The sequence below is a fragment of the Nostoc sp. S13 genome, from assembly GCF_029379315.1.
GTDB lineage: Bacteria > Cyanobacteriota > Cyanobacteriia > Cyanobacteriales > Nostocaceae > Nostoc.
In genome coordinates this window covers 1-17,850 of sequence record NZ_JAQYWQ010000127.1, presented here as the reverse complement: position 1 = coordinate 17,850, position 17,850 = coordinate 1, and the positions used below count along the sequence as shown (strand labels likewise).

General features: G+C 41.3%; 17 protein-coding genes and 2 pseudogenes. 6 read left to right on the top strand and 13 right to left on the bottom strand.

From position 1 onward, the window contains the following. Nucleotides 1-131: 131 nt before the first annotated feature. Nucleotides 132-566 (bottom strand): annotated as a pseudogene (locus PUQ00_RS27650) (DUF202 domain-containing protein); the annotation flags it as partial. A 485-nt stretch (nt 567-1,051) separates the two neighbouring features. On the opposite strand from PUQ00_RS27650, the gene msrA reads away from it, so the two are divergent. Further along, complete coding sequence (msrA, locus tag PUQ00_RS27645; protein ID WP_300422631.1) at nt 1,052-1,720, top strand: peptide-methionine (S)-S-oxide reductase MsrA; 669 nt, start codon at nt 1,052-1,054, stop codon at nt 1,718-1,720. Nucleotides 1,721-1,783: 63 nt separating this feature from the next. Here the strand turns inward: msrA and PUQ00_RS27640 are convergent, their stop codons facing one another. The 4 genes from PUQ00_RS27640 to PUQ00_RS27625 form a co-directional block, all read right to left on the bottom strand. Continuing rightward, nucleotides 1,784-2,029 carry a hypothetical protein gene (locus tag PUQ00_RS27640; RefSeq protein ID WP_300422629.1) on the bottom strand — a complete coding sequence of 82 codons (246 nt, stop codon included), beginning with the start codon at nt 2,027-2,029 and terminating at the stop codon, nt 1,784-1,786. 556 nt (nt 2,030-2,585) lie between these two features. Further along, entirely contained in the window at nt 2,586-3,281 is a 696-nt protein-coding gene (locus PUQ00_RS27635; RefSeq protein WP_300422627.1) for a pentapeptide repeat-containing protein, read from the bottom strand. Nucleotides 3,282-3,546: 265 nt separating this feature from the next. After that, nucleotides 3,547-3,729, bottom strand: coding sequence for a hypothetical protein (locus PUQ00_RS27630; RefSeq protein ID WP_300422625.1), 183 nt, complete (start codon nt 3,727-3,729; stop codon nt 3,547-3,549). Nucleotides 3,730-4,460: 731 nt separating this feature from the next. After that, on the bottom strand, nt 4,461-5,108 hold the full coding sequence (locus PUQ00_RS27625; RefSeq protein ID WP_300422624.1) for a hypothetical protein: 648 nt from the start codon (nt 5,106-5,108) through the stop codon (nt 4,461-4,463). A gap of 473 nt (nt 5,109-5,581) precedes the next feature. Between PUQ00_RS27625 and PUQ00_RS27620 the strand changes: the two genes are divergently transcribed. Next, a complete protein-coding gene (locus tag PUQ00_RS27620) occupies nt 5,582-6,574 on the top strand; it encodes a cyclase family protein (protein WP_300422623.1) in 993 nt (330 codons plus the stop codon). A 171-nt stretch (nt 6,575-6,745) separates the two neighbouring features. On the opposite strand, the gene PUQ00_RS27615 is transcribed toward PUQ00_RS27620, so the two are convergent. Then, on the bottom strand, nt 6,746-7,939 hold the full coding sequence (locus tag PUQ00_RS27615) for a serine/threonine-protein kinase (protein WP_300422621.1): 1,194 nt from the start codon (nt 7,937-7,939) through the stop codon (nt 6,746-6,748). A gap of 436 nt (nt 7,940-8,375) precedes the next feature. On the opposite strand from PUQ00_RS27615, the pseudogene PUQ00_RS27610 reads away from it, so the two are divergent. Next, nucleotides 8,376-8,525, top strand: a pseudogene (locus PUQ00_RS27610) (helix-turn-helix domain-containing protein); the annotation flags it as partial. A gap of 309 nt (nt 8,526-8,834) precedes the next feature. Here PUQ00_RS27610 and rfbB read toward each other — a convergent pair. From rfbB to PUQ00_RS27590, 4 genes are all read right to left on the bottom strand, one after another. Continuing rightward, nucleotides 8,835-9,896, bottom strand: coding sequence for a dTDP-glucose 4,6-dehydratase (rfbB, locus tag PUQ00_RS27605; protein ID WP_300422620.1), 1,062 nt, complete (start codon nt 9,894-9,896; stop codon nt 8,835-8,837). Nucleotides 9,897-10,071: 175 nt separating this feature from the next. Next, nucleotides 10,072-11,073: a glycosyltransferase gene (locus PUQ00_RS27600; protein ID WP_300422619.1), complete on the bottom strand. Its 1,002-nt coding sequence runs from the start codon at nt 11,071-11,073 to the stop codon at nt 10,072-10,074. A 157-nt stretch (nt 11,074-11,230) separates the two neighbouring features. Beyond that, nucleotides 11,231-11,935 (bottom strand): DUF6391 domain-containing protein, encoded by a 705-nt coding sequence (locus PUQ00_RS27595; protein ID WP_300422617.1) that lies wholly within the window; start codon nt 11,933-11,935, stop codon nt 11,231-11,233. Nucleotides 11,936-12,548: 613 nt separating this feature from the next. After that, on the bottom strand, nt 12,549-12,812 hold the full coding sequence (locus PUQ00_RS27590) for a helix-turn-helix transcriptional regulator (RefSeq protein WP_300422616.1): 264 nt from the start codon (nt 12,810-12,812) through the stop codon (nt 12,549-12,551). A gap of 364 nt (nt 12,813-13,176) precedes the next feature. Between PUQ00_RS27590 and PUQ00_RS27585 the strand changes: the two genes are divergently transcribed. Further along, the gene (locus tag PUQ00_RS27585; RefSeq protein WP_300422614.1) at nt 13,177-14,154 is read left to right on the top strand and encodes a carbohydrate kinase; all 978 of its coding nucleotides are present in this window, start codon (nt 13,177-13,179) and stop codon (nt 14,152-14,154) included. Here the strand turns inward: PUQ00_RS27585 and PUQ00_RS27580 are convergent. The 3 genes from PUQ00_RS27580 to PUQ00_RS27570 all read right to left on the bottom strand — a co-directional run bounded on the left by PUQ00_RS27580 (nt 14,151) and on the right by PUQ00_RS27570 (nt 16,614). Beyond that, the gene (locus tag PUQ00_RS27580; protein ID WP_300422612.1) at nt 14,151-14,915 is read right to left on the bottom strand and encodes an HIRAN domain-containing protein; all 765 of its coding nucleotides are present in this window, start codon (nt 14,913-14,915) and stop codon (nt 14,151-14,153) included. The two genes, PUQ00_RS27585 and PUQ00_RS27580, sit on opposite strands and share 4 nt — an antisense overlap. Further along, the gene (locus PUQ00_RS27575; RefSeq protein ID WP_300422611.1) at nt 14,912-15,823 is read right to left on the bottom strand and encodes a HipA-like protein; all 912 of its coding nucleotides are present in this window, start codon (nt 15,821-15,823) and stop codon (nt 14,912-14,914) included. Before PUQ00_RS27575 ends, PUQ00_RS27580 begins: the two co-directional genes overlap by 4 nt. A 65-nt stretch (nt 15,824-15,888) precedes the next feature. Beyond that, nucleotides 15,889-16,614, bottom strand: coding sequence for a polysaccharide deacetylase family protein (locus PUQ00_RS27570; protein ID WP_300422610.1), 726 nt, complete (start codon nt 16,612-16,614; stop codon nt 15,889-15,891). 342 nt (nt 16,615-16,956) lie between these two features. On the opposite strand from PUQ00_RS27570, the gene PUQ00_RS27565 reads away from it, so the two are divergent. Both PUQ00_RS27565 and PUQ00_RS27560 read left to right on the top strand, forming a co-directional pair. Further along, nucleotides 16,957-17,541 (top strand): ISAs1 family transposase, encoded by a 585-nt coding sequence (locus PUQ00_RS27565; RefSeq protein WP_300422609.1) that lies wholly within the window; start codon nt 16,957-16,959, stop codon nt 17,539-17,541. Further along, on the top strand, nt 17,517-17,804 hold the full coding sequence (locus PUQ00_RS27560) for a hypothetical protein (protein ID WP_300422607.1): 288 nt from the start codon (nt 17,517-17,519) through the stop codon (nt 17,802-17,804). The genes PUQ00_RS27565 and PUQ00_RS27560 overlap by 25 nt, the downstream gene beginning before the upstream one ends. Nucleotides 17,805-17,850 lie beyond the last annotated feature (46 nt).

Here is a 17,850-nt window from a genome sequence, read left to right as displayed (position 1 = left end):
TATTCATCCACCAGTCGTACAGAATTCATTCTGAATTCTGACTCCTGACTCCTGAATTCTGTTCGGTAAAATATTTGTTTGTATAAAGTAGTAATTGTCCCCTTTTTAATATTGAGGTTTGGGGTTGAGCCTTGCAAATTTCGGGACTGTGGTTGAATTGGGACAGGAGACCGATAAGGTATCTTATCACGCCATAGGATCAAAGGAATACAAAAAAGTCCCAAAATAATTACTACTCCAGTCATTATCGAAACCATTAACCGAGTTGGTCTATAGTTCCCTTGTTCAACTTGCCAGAAAACTTGATTGTATCGCCACGCAGCTAACACAATTGTGAAAATTCCAGAAATTACCAAAGCAAGACCCAAAATTTCGGAATTAGATAATGGATTTACATAAGGTTCTTGTTGAGTAATGGATACATTAAGCTGGCGCAAAAATATACCAAATCGGGCAATGGCAATTCCAAAGCTAATCAATGCAATGGAAGTGCGTAGCCAAGCCAGAAAGGTACGTTCGTTCGCTTGATGCTCCCTTTGACGGTCAATTTTCGGTATTTTATCCATGAGTATTTTTTGATGCCAAGTTTCCCTTGACAAGTATTCATAACATTGATTCGCAAAATAGGCACTGAAGGCAAGAGCTTGATTTCAGCACTGTTTTTCTAAAGGTCAACACAGTCAAGTGACGACTCTTGGAGACGCTACGCGAACGGGGAAGTCAAAAGTCAAAAGTCAGAGATGATTTATAAAGTAAACCTTAAATTGTAGGGTGCGTTATAGCAACGCTTAACGCACCGAGAAACATGGTGCGTTACGGCTACTTCTCACTCTCTCGAACTCCCAAATCCTTGCATAGCCGTAACACACCCCACTTAATATTTACTTTATAAATAGCCTCTCAAAAATTTTGAACCCCATAAATAAATTTAGCGGCTTGTACCTTTTTATTCCTGGTCAAGTGACGAGTCTGAGAAACCCCAAGTGATGCCAGAATCTTTACAGCGTTAAAATAGTAAATAAGGTAAAGATGTATATCAGAGTCAAAATCAATGGCACTATTCGGATTTGGCAAAAAGCAAGTTATGCCCACTGCTGAGGACGCTTTGTCAGGAAGGGCACAATCTATGTCAGTACCCGCAGCTCATTATGTCAACAAGAATCCCCTGAAGCCTCCTTATCCTGAAGGATTAGAGAAGGTAGTTTTTGGCTTGGGCTGTTTTTGGGGTGCAGAACGCAAATTCTGGGAACTTAAAGGAGTTTACACTACCGCAGTCGGTTATGCTGCTGGGTTGACACCCAATCCCACCTATGAAGAGGTATGTAGTGGACGAACCGGCCACAATGAAGTGGTGTTGGTTGTGTTTGATCCGAAAGTGATTAGTTATGCCGAACTGCTCAAAGTCTTTTGGGAAAGTCACAATCCCACCCAAGGGATGCGCCAAGGTAATGATGCTGGTACTCAGTACCGGTCGGGAATTTATGTATATTCTGAAAGTCAAAAGCAGCTAGCAGAAGCATCGCGGGAAGCTTATCAGCAAGCTCTCAACGGTGCAGGTTACGGCAAGATTACTACAGAAATCTTGGATGCACCTGAATTCTACTACGCCGAAGCTTACCATCAGCAATACCTCGCTAAAAATCCCAACGGGTATTGTGGTTTAGGAGGGACAAATGTTTCTTGTCCCGTGGGTGTAGTTGAATCGCAAGTTAGTAGTTAGAAATGGAGTTGGTAGTCAACTTAACGTGAGTTCGGCGAACTTCTCGCTACCTTGAATTAAAGTTCAGGTTTCTCTCCGACTCGGAGCTACGGTGTACGCACAAGTCTGAAATAGCTGATTAACCAAGGTTTTACCGCACCCTAACCCTCCCCGATGGATTGGGGAGCCACTGCGTTGGGCGGCTTTGCCGACTTGAAGCATGTGGCGTGAGGGAACTAGATTTCCTGTTTCCCCCGATGCATCGGGGGGATTAAGGGGGGTAATTTTGCTTGTGTATACACCGTAGCCTTGCGGGGAGGGGATTAACAAAATCTAAATCATGATTTTAAGAAAAAAATCGTGACTTTAAGAAAAAAATCGTGACTTTAAGAAAAAAATCGTGATTTTAAGAAGAATAGCTTAGAGATAAGACGCAATGAGATGGAAAAGCGATGCTAGGGTATCTAAAATCGAAAATATCCCGATAAATCTCAATTTTTTAACTTAATTGCCATAATGCACGGCCAGACTACAATTAAAAAGCAATGGTAAAACTCTTGTGCGGTGGGCCGGAAAGCCCGCCCAGTTCGGCGGGCGAGACGCCATTGGTGTCAACTTACAGCAGTTTTCATGTATTTAGACCACAATTATGAGACCTAACCACCAGCCCCTTCCCTACAAGGGGAGAAAATCAAAACCTCTCTCCTACAAGGAGAGAGGTCTATTTGTGGTTCATTTACCTGAAAATCGGTGTAAGCTCAAACCCGAGTAATTAGGCGAATACCATGCGACCCGTCGAACTCACGTTATATTTAAGCTTAGTCTGATGCCAGGCGATCGCACATTATTATCGTTGGTTACTTGAGCAAACCGCCTCTAGGCGCGATTATTGTATAGCAAAAGCCAAGTCACTTTCAATTAACTTGGCACCTGTTAGGTTAGCCCCAGTCAAATTACACAAGTGAAAATTTGCTCCTCTTAGGTCTGCTAGTGCTAGATTGGCCCCTCTTAAATCTGCACCAGTGAGGTTAACTTCACTTAAGTTAGCACTACTTAGGTTAGCCCCCCTCAGTGAAGCTTGTTGCAGGTCTGCTCCCTTTAGGTTTGCCCTCATTAGGTATGCCGAAATCAAGTCGGCTCCACTTAAATTAGCTTGACTTAGGTCTGCCGCTATTAAATCGGCTTTACTGAGATTGGCTTGACTTAAGTCTGCCCAACTCAACTTCGCATAACTTAGGTTTATTTCACTCAGCTTCACTGATGCAAGTACTGCACACCTCAAATTAGCATTAATAAAATGTCTTTCTCCGATTGCATAACGGCGTAAAATTTCATCAGTTGTTACTCTGTCTAAAACAGCTTTTGATGCGCCTTGATAACACCATGTACTTTCTAATAGTAAGCACGCAGTGTTAACAGCTACCTCATCACATTTAGCGATAATCACACCATTGCAGCCATCCCACTGACCGTTAAGCATCAGGGCAATCTCACTTGCGGCAGCAGTTGAGTCAAATAGTAAAACAGATTCTTTGTCCCGTTTTAAGGAGTTATTCCAAATAATCGAGATAATATTTTTCATTTTTATAAGTTTTGGCACTTTCAGACGATTACGGCTCTAACTTCCAGATATTAATCAACTCTGCTGACTTTACCTCTGTCTTGAGTTAAATATTCAGGGTTAGTTTCACCATCTGCCAGCATAAAAGACTGGGCTTCCTTTTTTAAGACTACCTAGTTTGTGACAGAGCGCTGCACAAAGACCTACATGATGTAGCCCATTTACAGCGCCCAGTCACAAAAAAGTTACAATCGGCTTCAGTATAAATGTCTGCAAGAACTAAGTTCTAAACAGCTGAGTCTGAGCGTTGTATTTGCTGCCGAATGGTATCAATAGAAGCATTAATGCCAGCCAGTTTGGACTCTAAATCATCTCGCATCCAAATCAAGAATTTTAATTTCCGCTCTAAACTAGCTTTGTGCGAAATGGGTTCGCTTCCATAACAAGGATTACCCCAAAAAGGAAACATAGTTTACCTCTGTATTTAGCTTTTGTAAGAGTGCGATCTATTGCACTCTTACATTCTGACTAATAACAATCAGATTGGTGTGTGTAACAACCGACCATTATTTGAGGTGCTTAACGAACTCTGCTAAAAGTTGTCTCTTAAAATGGTGGAGGTATTTGACCAAACTGCCATCAGCTCTTTCCACTCCTCCTCTAAGAAAAAGTTCAAGTTACGGCGTCATGTTCAAAGGTTCTGGCAATTTGGCATCACAAGTCTCTGAATTGCGGTTTAAATGAGATATCAACAGAACAGAATAGCCACAAATCGCCAGTTGTTGACCCAACGCTATAGAATAACTCAGCAGCCAACTCATAGCGCTCGGTCATCGCTTCTCTACAACTGGCTAGTAATTTACTAGAAAACATATAGTAAATGTGCGTAGGCGCAGCCCATCGTATAATCATTCGTGAAAAGTTAGATACCCGACTTCTTAAAGAAGTCGGGTATCTGGACACTGCGAATTTTGACAAATCAGATAGAATTACTGTATAAGAGGATGTATAAGAGGCTGTTTTAAAAGTTATTAATGCTGTATTAAATAATATTATGTTTACTAAACTCTATCTAAAAAGCAGGAATTGTAATTAAATTCTTCTTTTTAAAATTATCAAAGCTTAGTCAAACATATTCAATTGCAGCCAATTACTTTTAAAACTGCCCCTTAATATTATTAATGATTACTAACTATAATATTAGGACAATAAAGAGTAGCCTTTCACTTTTAACCAATTCCAAAACTTAGTACCATCTAAAACTACGGTATCAAATTTCTTCTGTCCTGAACCTTTACAGTGAGGTATAAAAGTATTGTAATGAGTGGGAGGATAACGTCCAACCAAACATCCAGCAGACCATCCACCTACAGCAATCGGGGCTTCTCCTTCTGCATTGTCAGCTGTTGTGTGTTGGTTAACGCCAAATTGACCAGTATATAATTTATCTCCTGTTCTCTTGAAATCTTTATTAAAATCTCTAAAGCCAGATATATCATCACACTGAACTAAAGCCTCTTGATTAGAGTGTGCTGTAATATGCCGCCCTATTTCCCAACATTCTTTAAAGAGTGTATCCAGTTGAATCCGAAAAGCACCATCAGAAACAACAGGGTTTTCTACCATTTTTACACCTGGTTCAGTAGTAGCAGTAGCACTCATAACTACTTTATCTTCTGCTGGAACCCAAAGGATTCTCACATCATTCCAAGCATCAGGTTTATCAGTTTTAGCTTGCCAAGTATCTGGGTCTGCATCTTCAATATAAGTGATTGTGTAAGGTTGAGTACGCCAATCATTCTCAGAGTAGTATTCTTTGAGTGCAGATGCCTTAGTTATAGATTTCATTTCATCACTTCTAATTGTTATTTTTGCTATTTAACTTTTTGCTTTTCTATAAACTATAATAGTTTGAATTTTATCTATAGGAAATCTATATAACTAATGCTTTTTCACATAAACCTCATATAAAAACTCATCCAAAACTAAGTTCAAGCCTTATATTCCGGATTTATGGCTTGTGATAAAAAACACTTGGATTAGCCTTTGAGTTTGAGAGATATTTTGCGTAAGTCCTATTTTCCTCTCAACGAGACGCTGAACGCGATCGCGTCGGTGGTTTTCATCCTCCCGAATATACGTATTTGGGTACATCTAAGGGTTGGGGGAATCAATCAAACAGAATGACTATTGAAACATTAGCATCCGTGAGATAGCAGCCTTGCTCTAAGATAAAATACCCCGAAAGAGTTACAGGGTAAACAATGTAGCAATTTGTGGTAAAACAATTAGAGCCTTCAAAAGCAATAAGCTCGAACAGAATGAGAATACTGCCGCAATGTAACTATTCACGTCTGAAGCAGGAACTAAATAGATTTTTGCGTCAACCATTTCAAAAAACTTTCTGGGGAATTGTTTGTTTAATAGTTCTGTTTAGTACTGGTTTTGTGTCTGTGAACGCAGTACAGCCATTACGAAAGCCTTCCCTGTGGCAAATTTATCAGCACTCACTCAAGTCAGCAAAATATGTTGACTTGACTCATGCCATCGCTCCGGCAATTCCTGTATGGTCAGGTTTTGGTTCATCCAAGTTTGCGCCTGCCATCAATCCAAAAACGGGTGAGCCATACACTTACCAAAAGGATGGGTTTGAAGCAACTCATTACGATTTATCCACCGATCAGCTAGGAACCCAACTAGATCCACCGGCTCACTGGAACCCTGATTATCCAGCTATTGATGAGTTGCCTGCTACTTTTGCTGTTCGTCCTCTAGTAGTAATTCCGATCCAGGATAAAGTTGCCAAAGACCCCAATTACCACCTGAGTCTCAAAGATATTCAGGATTGGGAACGTAAACATGGGAGGATTCCAAAAGGCTCAGTTGTGTTTGTTCGCTCTGACTGGTCTAAAGAATGGCCAAACCCCGAACTAGCTACAAGAACTAAGTTTCCTGGGGTAAAGCTAGAAGCTTTGCAGTTTCTGCACCTTGAGCGCAAAATTCTTTTCCACGGACACGAACCCCTCGATACAGACAGCACCCCAACACTTGAAGGAGAAGCTTGGTTGTTAAAAAATGGATATACCCAAGCAGAGGGTGTTGCAAATCTAGATCAAGTGCCAGAAACAGGTGCGTTGATCACTATTGGGTATCCCAAATTCAAAGGTGGTTTGGGAGGTTATGCACGTTACATTGCTATCTGTCCGCCAGACTGGAAATACGGCGTATCAGTAGGTCAAATTCCAGAATCTCCCCTGCAAAAAGCAGATAAACCCCTCCACTGGGATACAAAATTAGGTGTACGGGTACGGTGAGATGAAGCAATTGAGTTATTGCTTTCTCTCTACGAGAAGCAGTAGCATCCCTTGTGCCTCTCTACGAGAGGAACGAGCCTCCGTAGGAGTGTGTCTGACTGGCTAACACTGCGCTATCCGCCCTTGGCATCTCCCTTTCTCCCAAAATTGATATTTACCCAAAAGACTGGCTTACAGTGCAGATTTGAGCAAAGCGATCGCCCAAGTCCACAACATAATACTAATAGGCGCTCCAATTAAAATACCAGCGATCGCCCAGCCTCTTTGATGTGCTTTGAATTGTTCAATACTGCGCCACCGTCTACTTTTCCAAGCCCATTCGTTGCCTTTTGCACCGAGTGAGATCGCCATTACCCAACCAATTTGGGGTACAAAACAGAATAGACCATACCACACTTGATTTGTCCACATCCACAACCAAGGTATAAGAAATGCACCCCAATTCCAACCGAGAATTTCCTCTGGGACTGTTTCATTGTGATTATTTATCCCGCATCCAGAATTGTTGATTATTTCTTTTAGCGGCAAAAGTTGATTGTTATTTGCAGATTTGACAACTAAACCAGATTTGAGAGCTTCTAGGGCTTGGCGGGTATTAGTAAATCGTTGTTCTGGAGCCGGTTCTATCAACTTTTGTAGCCAACTGACAAAACTGGAACTGAGGTTAACTCGGTCTGTAAATTGCAGTCGCAAATCCTGCTGGGGTAAATCAGATGGGGAAGTCCCAGTTAACAAATGAATTAAAGTTGCTCCCAGTGCATAGAGGTCTGAAGCCGCAACCGCTCGACCACCAAATTGTTCCATTGGCGCATAGCCATAAGTACCGACAACGGTAAAAGTAACGCCCTCTCTTGCCGCTTTATCTTGAACTGCGCCAAAATCAACTAAATAAATCCGATTATCTTCGCCCCAGATTAAATTACTCGGTTTTATATCTCTATGTAACACTCCTGGATTCAACTCGTGTAGATACGTGAGAATATTTAAAACCTCAACAGCAATTTTTCTCGCTCGCTTTTCAGTAAATCTTTTGCCAGCAGCAAGTTTTTCCTTAAGCGACTCACCAGGAATATATTCTTGGATTAAGCCAAACCAGAGTGTGCGATCGTCGATACAAAAATAATCTATATATCGAGGGATGCGGGGATGATTTAACTGTTTAAGAATTTGTGCTTCCCTTTCAAAAAGTTTTAAATCGTCCCACTGCACAGTACCGCCAAAGGCCAAAAGTTTGACCACAACGGTCGAATTTTCGTCATCAGAGGCTTGTAAATCCAATGCTTGCCAAGTTTGACGAATCCCATTGTTACCAAGTTGGCGTTGAATTTGATAACGGTCTTGTAATATCTGTTCTGGTTGCAGCATCTGACACCTGCTGGCAATTTACGCTGATTTGATTCCCTTATTATTCAAGGATAATCATTATCTAGAAAAACTGTGGGAGCCTGATAATTTTTTGAAAAAGGAGTACCTAAGCCGTGAGAAAATTTAGAACACTTGATGAATTTTAAGAAGAGTACTTCCGTAAGCACCCGGAAGAAATCGACGATTATTTGACCGAGATATTTCAGAAATATGCAGAAGACAAGGATTCTGGCGCGTTGTTGGCATCCTTGCGCGTCGTTGCGCGTGTACGGAGAAAAGGAAAATATCTCACAATAATCTATATCAAAGACTAGCACTAACTTTTGTCAGCAGGGGAGATAGCAATATGAGCCAGAAGCTAGCACCATCAAGAGTATCAACGCCAGGAAAAATTTTAAGTCGAGAATTAGAAGCCCGTGGCTAGACACAGAAAGATTTAGCAGAAATTATGCAGCGTCCAGTTCAAACCATCAATGACATTATTCGGGGAAGCCAGCAAATTACACCTGAAACAGCTATTGAACTCTCCCAAGCCTTGGGTACTTCTCCCGAGTTAGAGGCTATTTATAAAGTAAATATTAAGTAGGGTGTGTTACGGCTATGCAAGGATTTGGGAGTTCGAGAGAGTGAGAAGTAGCCGTAACGCACCATGTTTCTCGGTGCGTTAAGCGTTGCTATAACGCACCCTACAATTTAAGGTTTACTTTATAAATCATCTCTTATGGACAAACCTTGAAGTAAAGTATCGACTTTATCTAGTGGGAAATTGAAGAATTTGCTCAAAATCAAAATAGACATCCAGGCATAATTCTTAGTCGCTTACATTATGACAAATTAATTCCTCATAAAAATTTAAGGACGTTACTCGTTAGAGTTAGCACTATTTTAGGTAATTCTACAGATAATTTTTGCGATAGTAAGCTTGATATTCCGCAGATAGCAGAGGTTCCCACCAATCACGATGATTGAGATACCATTCAACAGTTAAACGTAAACCCTCAGCAATGGTTACTGAAGGTGTCCAACCAAGCTGAGTTTTAATTTTGTTCGCATTAATTGCATATCTTTGATCATGTCCCTGTCTATCTTTGACAAAAGTAATCAACTCCTTTGCCGGACGTACTGGTAAATCAGGTGCTAATTCATCCATCATCTGACATAAAAGTTGCACGAGGTTAATATTTTCCACCTCATTATTGCCACCAATATTGTATGTTTCCCCTGCTTGACCATGATTAATTACCACATCCAGAGCCAGACAATGATCGCCGACATAAAGCCAATCGCGCACATTTTTACCATCACCATAAACAGGTAATGGTTTACCTATCAAAGTGTTGATACACATCAGGGGAATTAGCTTTTCGGGAAACTGATAAGGGCCGTAATTATTAGAGCAATTTGTGATAATGGTTGGAAGTTTATAAGTATGATAATAAGCACGCACTAAATGGTCACTGCCAGCTTTGGAGGCTGAATAGGGACTATTAGGAGCGTAGGGTGTAGTTTCAGAAAAAGCTGGATCATCTGTGTCCAGACTACCGTAGACTTCATCAGTAGAAACGTGTAGGAAACGATAATCTGATGGCTGTGCTTTTGCCTCCCAATGTTGCCGAAAAGCTTCTAGTAGGGTGAAAGTTCCCACTACATTAGTTTGCACAAAAGCCCCAGGCCCAAGAATCGAACGATCAACATGAGATTCGGCAGCAAAATGAGCGATCGCATTAATATTTTCCGTTGATAGTAACTGATCTATAATGGTGCGATCGCAAATATCCCCCTGCACAAACCGAAAATTTTCTCTTCCCTCAAAGGGCACCAAATTTAGACGATTCCCCGCATAGGTAAGAGCATCTAACACCACCACCCGGTCATTTGGATAAACCTGACACCAATGATGGACAAAATTCGCCCCAATAAACCCCGCACCCCCTGTAACTAATAACCGCCGATTCATCCAATTTCCTCTCTTCTCTCTATGTTCTTTTCGTCTGGAGCGGTTCTTTTATGGAATTTTCCAGAAATAAATTATCCAATCTTCTGGGGTGGGCATCTTGCCCGTCCAGTAACCAAAGGCGGGCAAGATGCCCACCCCACAATAAATAATTGAATATTTTTTTATTTGGAAGTCTCTATTTCAAGTGAAAGTATTTCTTCGTCAATTTACCGTATATCCTCTGTGCAAATAACTTTAACATACGTATTTTCGTCAAACTCTTAATATTAGAAGGCTGCTGTATCTTGTGGTCAAAAAATTCATTTAATTCATCCAGAATAACTTGGAAACGCTTAATAATGTTTTCAGTTCGATGCTCAACCAAAAACTCTTCAGACAAGCTAACTCCCACTGAAGATTCAATCACCTTCATAATACGTTGGACATCATATTCTTGGGAATATCCAGCAATTTTATAGCAATTAAATCCCGGATCTAAGTAATCTGCCAGTCCACCGTTGACACTAGAAAATACTTGACAGCCACAGGCAAGAGCTTCCATTGGTTGCAGACCAAATCCTTCACTAACACCCTGTTGTGCCCAGTACTCAGCCGAATCATAGAGGTAAACCTTGGCTCGGTTGAATAGTCCAGGCAAATCCTCTATATAGGAGTCAACAACCAATACTTTACAACGTTTTTGCAAAGCTGGAATTAATTCTTTAATTAAATACTCAGAAGACTTCCGAGCCTGAACTAAAACATCAATATCCCGTTCCAGTCCGAAATTTTGAAACTCATCAGAAATTTGATTGGGCAAATAATAAATCAGAGAATTAGGTGATTTTTCTCCCCAATATCCCATTGTATAGCGGCTGACAGTGATGATCGGAATACTTGCTCTTAGCCTGAATGCATAACCTGCACTATGTGCATGGTAAACGACATTGTATTGCTTAAGTTTAGCCACGAGTTGAGCTATATCAAATCCCCAACTGATGACAAAAATTACATCATTTAAATTTTTCTCTTTTAGCAAATCATCGATGAAAAGCTTGCCTTTTTCCCGTTGACGGTAAGTTACAACATCAGCACTACAAAACTGCTGAACCAGATTAAGTGCTTTTAACTCAGCCCAAAGACCACCACAAGCAAATTTTCCATCTGTACCAGGGAGTAAGAAGTAAAGTTTTCTCATAATTTTTTTAGGGGAGTGGGGAGTAGGGAGTAGGGAGTGGGGGAAGATAAGGGAGCAGGGGGGGATGAGGTAGATAGGTAAGACTATGGAGAAAATTTTTTCTTGTCCCCCTCATCCCCCTTATCTCCTTCATCTCCCTCATCTCCTCTTGCTCTCTTCATTCTTCTTGCCAGCCCACTTTCACAAAATGTGCCTCACGCCCCCAAACGTCGCGTGTACGCGTAATATTTTCAATTGTTAGGTTAAAAGGAATGGCAGTTGTTAGGTAACGCTGGGCCATAGAACCTAAATCAGGTGCGAGTTCAGCGGCTGTCGTCGCGGCTAACCCTAAACCTATAAGTTGCTCGATTGGTCGAAATGGTAGCAACAGATGCACACCCACAGCTAGTCCAGCTGTTAAGAGCATTGCTACTGATAAATTTGTGCCGCAACGGGGATGTACAGCCAAATCCCATTCTCCACTGGTGAGGCGATGTCGAGCAAGTGTGACCGCACGCCGCAAATCACTAATATTCACCTCACCATAGAGGTAAAATCCCTGCTCAGTAGACAAACCGCCTAATAGTTCGTTATCTGGTTGAACGTTAGTGGGTTCTCCTTTGGCAGGATAGGCACTTTTTGATTCGCTAAGAACCCAAACAGTAGCATGTTCTAAGGCGTGAACCTGCCGCACCATCAAAATTTCTTTCAACCCTGGAATAAACGATAGCTGCCTAAGTAAGTCGGCATCTTGTGTGGGTTGGGGAAAGTCTGAAAATCGGTCTTCAAGACTCGGAACTTTTTCAGATACAAGTGTCCTAAGATCAAAGTTAAAAAATTCAAAGGGAGACGAGCCACCCTGAAAAGAAGCAGAAGTATTCATTGGAACACTGCTCTCCAAGCTGATGGAGTAAAATATATTTCTTTCAAATGTAACGCTTGCACCACTAAATTGTTGCTAATTTTTGTGGATGATTGTCGAGTTTGGGCGTTGGGCGTTGGGCGTTGGTTATTAATGATTTTCCCCTGCTCCCCCTACTCTCAGTCCTCTGCCCAAACCCTTAATTTTTCGTTGCTGATGCGTAAGTCCCACATCTGTTCTGCTGAATTTGAAAAGAAATAGGACTTACGCATTGACAGAAAATAGCAAATATGGGTGATGGAAAAAACCGCATCTGTACAACTACAGCGCTGATCTACTTTCCATCAAAGTAATGATTAATCAAAGTCTGAAACGACCTATTTTGGTAAAATCATACCATGATTAATTTGTAGAGTGCGTAAGTCCGAAGAAATTGTGATCTTTGTTATAGTTTCCGAGTCCGAGGGTCAGCTGGCTCCACTAACATAAACTCCGGCTGAGTGAAGGACTCGGAACTTTTGGTAGAGTGTTCACACTGAAACAAAGACGTGAGGAGGGGAAGAATCAGTAAACCTCATTCATTGGCTCTTGAGTGTACCAGACCAGAGCAATTACCTTGCTACTAGTAAATTATTTATTCGATCTGGTTAGGCAGAAGACAGCAATTGACATTATTCAAACAGACTTTGCCCCACTGTAAAGCCCAGCGGACAAGAGCTACTCGATTTTCTGTCTCGGTTTTGGTGAGAATATTACTGATATGGTTATCAACTGTACGCTTGCTAATCTCCAGTTTTCCTGCAATCTCTTGGTTAGTTAAGCCAGTGGCCACTAAGTCGATAATTTGCAGTTCTCTGTCTGATAGACTAACGGGGGTCTCAGACTTGCCACCAGCCATGACTATTTCTATCCTCTGTTGGTATATGTACTTAATCGCTCTTTCTAATTCTAGAGGATTCTTTTGTTGGTAGGGGTTTCAAGTGTTAGCAGTAATACTATTGTCAATATTTTCTTTGGATTTCAAGTTGGCAGAAATATAAATTGCAATTTATTTTTGGTATTAAAAAGTACATTAATTTTACAGCAATCTAGTTTATTCACTGAGACAATTTTGGAGGGTATTAGAAGCATATACATGTTACGGGAGTAGTTAAAATTGCTATTTAATTCTATGAAGGACTGGCGACAGATTAGCAAAAACTATTGTAGATTTTATACTGTCAATTCCTAATCCCAAATCGAAATCTACAATTGAAAATGAGATGAGCAATCCCCGTGTTTTGTGCCTTGGTGAAATTTTGTTTGATTGTTTAGCCGATCAATTGGGGCTAAAGCTGGAAGAAGTGAAATCTTGGACTCCCTACCCAGGAGGGGCACCAGCTAACGTAGCCTGTGCTTTAGTCAAGCTGGGGACATCAGCCGGATTTATCGGAGCCGTTGGTGAAGATGAACCAGGGAATGCACTGGTCAAGCTATTACAAGATGTAGGTGTAGAGACGACAGGGGTACAACGCCATCCCACAGCACCAACGCGGCAAGTTTATGTTACACGGGATCTGGCTGGCGATCGCACCTTTGCCGGATTTGGTCAGTATGATAGCTCAGAATTTGCCGATACTCACCTGCAAGCTAAAAAATTGTCAGATTCACTGTTTCAAGAGGCAGATTTTCTGGTTTTGGGTACTTTGGAATTAGCCTATCCTGAAAGTGAAGAGGCAATTCACCGCGCTTTAGAGTTAGCAGAACATTACGACTTGAAGATTGTGCTGGATGTCAACTGGCGTCCTGTATTTTGGGATGAACCAAACATCGCTCATCAAAAAATTCCAGAATTATTTAAACGAGTCGATTTCCTCAAACTCTCCAAAGAAGAAGCTGAATGGCTATTTGAAACCGCAGATCCCGGAGCCATAACTTACCGTCTGGCTTCAATTGAAGGAGTATTAGTAACAGATGGGGAAAACGGTTGCACCTACTGTCTGGGTGAGAACGAAGGCAAATTACCTGCGTTTTCCATCCCTGTCGTTGATACAACTGGCGCAGGAGATAGCTTTTTGGCTGGATTCATTCACCAACTGAGTCAGTATGGCATCCACAGCTTGCGGGATGCAGAAACAGCAAAACGCATTGTCACATACGCCAGTGCTGTTGGAGCGCTGACTACCATTAAACCAGGTGCGATCGCTTCTCAACCAACAGATGCTGAAGTCGAAGCTTTTCTAGCCGCACATCAACTCTAAGAATTAGCATAAGCCACTGGGATATCAGCCACCAAAGGCTGATACTCCCAACTAGAAAATGGACGAAAGTCCTCATGCCATTCTGCGGTCATATTGCGCAATAAACGTAGTTGCAGAGGTGTGGGTACTGGGTTAACGCGCTCAACTTTTACTTTTACAAGTTCGGGATTTTTGTTCTTGAGTTTAAAAACATTATCCACAATATATCGAGGGCAATAACCTACGATGTGATGATCCTCTGTACATAAGAACAATGCACGCGGGTCATAGGGATTTTGAAATTCGTTCGCTAAATATAACGGTTCACCCGTTTGTAATTGATTAATCCGTTCAGTTGCACAAGTAGGAAGGTGTCGCAACCCATGTGCAAAAAAATGGATGTGGTATAAACCATTTTCATCTGGTTCTGGGTAGGGGAAAACTTCAAAATTATCCGTTACCTTGCGCCCACCACTACGAGAAAGGATGGTAACTGGGTCATCTTCACCTTCAGGAATATTTAGATATTCAATATAATTTTTGTAGTCGGGGCGAGAGCGTCGCATTAATCGATTAGAAAACAAGGGAAACAGTTCAACCGATGTGTATACTTTGTTCAAATTTGGAAAGGAATACAATAGCTGAAAATTATGTTCAGCTTGAGCTTTAACAGCACCTTGCGTATATACAAACTGATATTTTTTTCCGTCAAATGTTAAGCGACCAATGGGAAGCCAAGCGCGACTTTTAGGATCTTGCCAAGCTAAAAAAAGTGTTTTCATCGTAGGGTGTCCAGCAGCTTACTTTGATTTAACTCCAATATCTTTTGTGCAAATTCAATTGCTGTTTGCGATATGCGATTAAATGGAATACGCTCAAAAAGCTCTAACGTATCATTGCTTGACACCCTTGCTAAATTATTCAACCATACGCTGGCTGCATCTGGATAGCGCTGTTGCACTTCACAAAATGCATTAAAAGTCTTGAGGGTTTTTTTGTCACTAACTCTAGCATACAAGGCAGAATTACATTTTTCCACATATGCTTGGACAGTAAAGCCAGCGTCTTGTGTGATTAGCCTACTTTTTCTTTTAGAATCAGACTCGTTCCTACCAAGACAGGAAGCATGGTCATAGGTTGGTGCTAAATAAATCTTCTCTTCCAAACTGATGAATGCCCAATTTTCATGGTGTTGATCGCTATTCCCGATCCAAGCATCTAAAAGTAAATACCCAACAAAAGTTTCCTTCGCATGGTTAATTCTTTCTGGCAGTTTCCAATTGATGGGCAAATTAACTAAAGCATCTCCGATTGCATTGAATACATTGTCTATTGTGTGTTGGGACAGGTCTTTAGAATCTTGCGGATAATCGGATACTATCCGAGCCAGAATTTCATTACCAAGGGTGAGAATTGTACCTTCTTGAGGCGGCAAAAATGAGGGTGAAACAATGCCATTTTCGCCATTGTATGTCGCCAGTTCATAATCAGCATGAGGTAGCCCAAGCAACTGGCACAAATCGGCTGCAATCTTCTCTGCCCAATCTTCTCCTGTGTTTGGTCTAGCTTTCTTGAATAGACAACGACCTAGATCCTGATGACGAAACCAAAATTTTTCTTTTGTTCCCAAATCCTCATTAGCTTCTCGGGCATCTAGGGGAATGTCAATGATTGGAAACTGCTCTGGCATAATTTATGGAAAAGCCTGATTTAGAGCAAATTATTAACTTCACATATTTTTAATATGTGTAACAGTCAATGGTTAGCCTTAGCTCGTTGCCACATAGTATCAACACTCACAAACTCATAGCCTTGTTGTAGCAGTTGCGGAATCAGAATTTGAATTGTGGCAGCAACATCTTGTCCACCGCAAGTACCGTCATGTAAAACAATTATTGAACCATTTTTGACTTGCTGCATAACTCGCTCTACCACGGTGGTTACGCCTGGACGCACCCAGTCTTCGGGTACAACGCTCCACATAACTGGGCGGTAATTCCACTGAAAGAACAATTTTAAAGTCGCAGGTGTAAATAAACCATTGGGGGGGCGGACATCTCGGACTTGTTCTGGTTGGAGATTACAGGCATTGTAGATGGCAGCTTGGGTTTTTTCTAAACTGTCTTTCAGGTCATTTGGGGAAAGCATCGGAAAAGAGCGATGATCGTAGCCATGCAATCCGAGCCAGTGTCCACGATCGCTCACAGATGCGGCGATCGCTGGTGAACGGTTGACGCAAACACCCAACCAAAAAAAACTCGCAGTAATATTGTAACGATCTAACACTGCCAAGACTTCGGGTGTGTATTCAGGATGGGGCCCATCATCAAAAGTCAGAGCGATCACTTTAGAATTGCGATCGCCAACGCTTTTGGGGTTCGCCGATCGTGTCGCAGACAAGTCATCGCCACTCCAAAGGCAATTGGGAAAAGTCGGTTGGAGAATACGGTACAAAATGGGGTAAAGGGGAGCAAGTTGCATCACATATTTTAGTTTTTCCTGTCTACTTACTCAATATATAAGATTAATATTTGATTTCTGAAAAAGTTTGGTACAACTCGAAAAGCCTAATTCCTTATTCCCTATTCCCTACTCCCTACTCCCCACTCCCCGCCTACGTAGATAATTTCAAAAATCAAATACGATTCCTATATAGGACTAATATTTGATTTTTGCGAAGCTAGGTAGAGATATCATGGCGATCGCCTATGCTATGAAACGTCGAGGTAGGGCGATGCGTAAATATTTGTTAGGACTTAGGCACAAGAGATCCCCCAACCCCCTTAAAAAGGCAGGGCTGTTTCGTTCCCTAAAAGATGTAAAATGACAAGCATCGAGGGGATGAAAACAATGGGTGCAAATCTGATTGAACAACTACGGCAAGTAAAAGATTTTCGAGTCAAAGATGGGCAAAGACATCAACTGTGGATGGTATTGCTGTTTGTGATTATGGGAACAATGAGCGGGTACGTAGGATATCGTGCATGGGGAGACTTTGTAAAACGTCATCGTCGTGTATTAATTGATAAATTCAGAATTGAAAAACATGGCGTGCCATCAACCTCGACAATCCGTCGGATACTAATAGGAGTAGACTTTGATATTCTTGCCAAAATATTTAACCAGTGGGCGGAAAACTACGTTCATGTGGATACATCGGAGTGGTTTGCAATTGATGGTAAAAGTATCAAAGGAACTGTACAAAACTACAAAAACGAGTATCAGAATTTCGTAAATATCCTATCGGTATTTACTGAGAAACAAGGGCTAGTCCTAAGTCTGAGCAAATTGGAGAACAAGCAAGGTAGTGAAATTAGCACAGTTCAAAATTTAATTGCACTATTAGATATTGAGGGTGTTGTTTTCAGTTTAGATGCTCTACATTGTCAAAAAAAACCTGCAAGCTAATTATTGATAGTGGCAATGACTATGCGATCGCTGTCAAGGCAAATCAAAAAAACTTGTATTGCCAAATTAGAAAAAATACGGATAACTCCAAGCCAACAAGTCGGTACATCACAGCCGAAAAAACTCGAAACAGATTTACAACACGTACTGTAGAAGTTTTTCATAATTTAACTGGCATCAGTCCAGAATGGGCTGGATTGAAGTCCTTAATTAAGGTTGAAAGAAACGGTACTCGTGCTGGTAAACCATATCACCCAGGGTAAGCTCATCTAATTTGGTATAAATAAAACTTGACAAATCGAAGAAGAT

Coding starts and splice junctions, on each gene's coding strand:
- msrA (WP_300422631.1), top strand. CDS start 1,052: ATGGCACTATTCGGATTTGGCAAAAAGCAAGTTATGCCCACTGCTGAG.
- PUQ00_RS27635 (WP_300422627.1), bottom strand. CDS start 3,281: ATGAAAAATATTATCTCGATTATTTGGAATAACTCCTTAAAACGGGAC.
- PUQ00_RS27630 (WP_300422625.1), bottom strand. CDS start 3,729: ATGTTTCCTTTTTGGGGTAATCCTTGTTATGGAAGCGAACCCATTTCG.
- PUQ00_RS27625 (WP_300422624.1), bottom strand. CDS start 5,108: ATGAAATCTATAACTAAGGCATCTGCACTCAAAGAATACTACTCTGAG.
- PUQ00_RS27620 (WP_300422623.1), top strand. CDS start 5,582: ATGAGAATACTGCCGCAATGTAACTATTCACGTCTGAAGCAGGAACTA.
- PUQ00_RS27615 (WP_300422621.1), bottom strand. CDS start 7,939: ATGCTGCAACCAGAACAGATATTACAAGACCGTTATCAAATTCAACGC.
- rfbB (WP_300422620.1), bottom strand. CDS start 9,896: ATGAATCGGCGGTTATTAGTTACAGGGGGTGCGGGGTTTATTGGGGCG.
- PUQ00_RS27600 (WP_300422619.1), bottom strand. CDS start 11,073: ATGAGAAAACTTTACTTCTTACTCCCTGGTACAGATGGAAAATTTGCT.
- PUQ00_RS27595 (WP_300422617.1), bottom strand. CDS start 11,935: ATGAATACTTCTGCTTCTTTTCAGGGTGGCTCGTCTCCCTTTGAATTT.
- PUQ00_RS27590 (WP_300422616.1), bottom strand. CDS start 12,812: ATGGCTGGTGGCAAGTCTGAGACCCCCGTTAGTCTATCAGACAGAGAA.
- PUQ00_RS27585 (WP_300422614.1), top strand. CDS start 13,177: ATGAGCAATCCCCGTGTTTTGTGCCTTGGTGAAATTTTGTTTGATTGT.
- PUQ00_RS27580 (WP_300422612.1), bottom strand. CDS start 14,915: ATGAAAACACTTTTTTTAGCTTGGCAAGATCCTAAAAGTCGCGCTTGG.
- PUQ00_RS27575 (WP_300422611.1), bottom strand. CDS start 15,823: ATGCCAGAGCAGTTTCCAATCATTGACATTCCCCTAGATGCCCGAGAA.
- PUQ00_RS27570 (WP_300422610.1), bottom strand. CDS start 16,614: ATGCAACTTGCTCCCCTTTACCCCATTTTGTACCGTATTCTCCAACCG.
- PUQ00_RS27565 (WP_300422609.1), top strand. CDS start 16,957: ATGACAAGCATCGAGGGGATGAAAACAATGGGTGCAAATCTGATTGAA.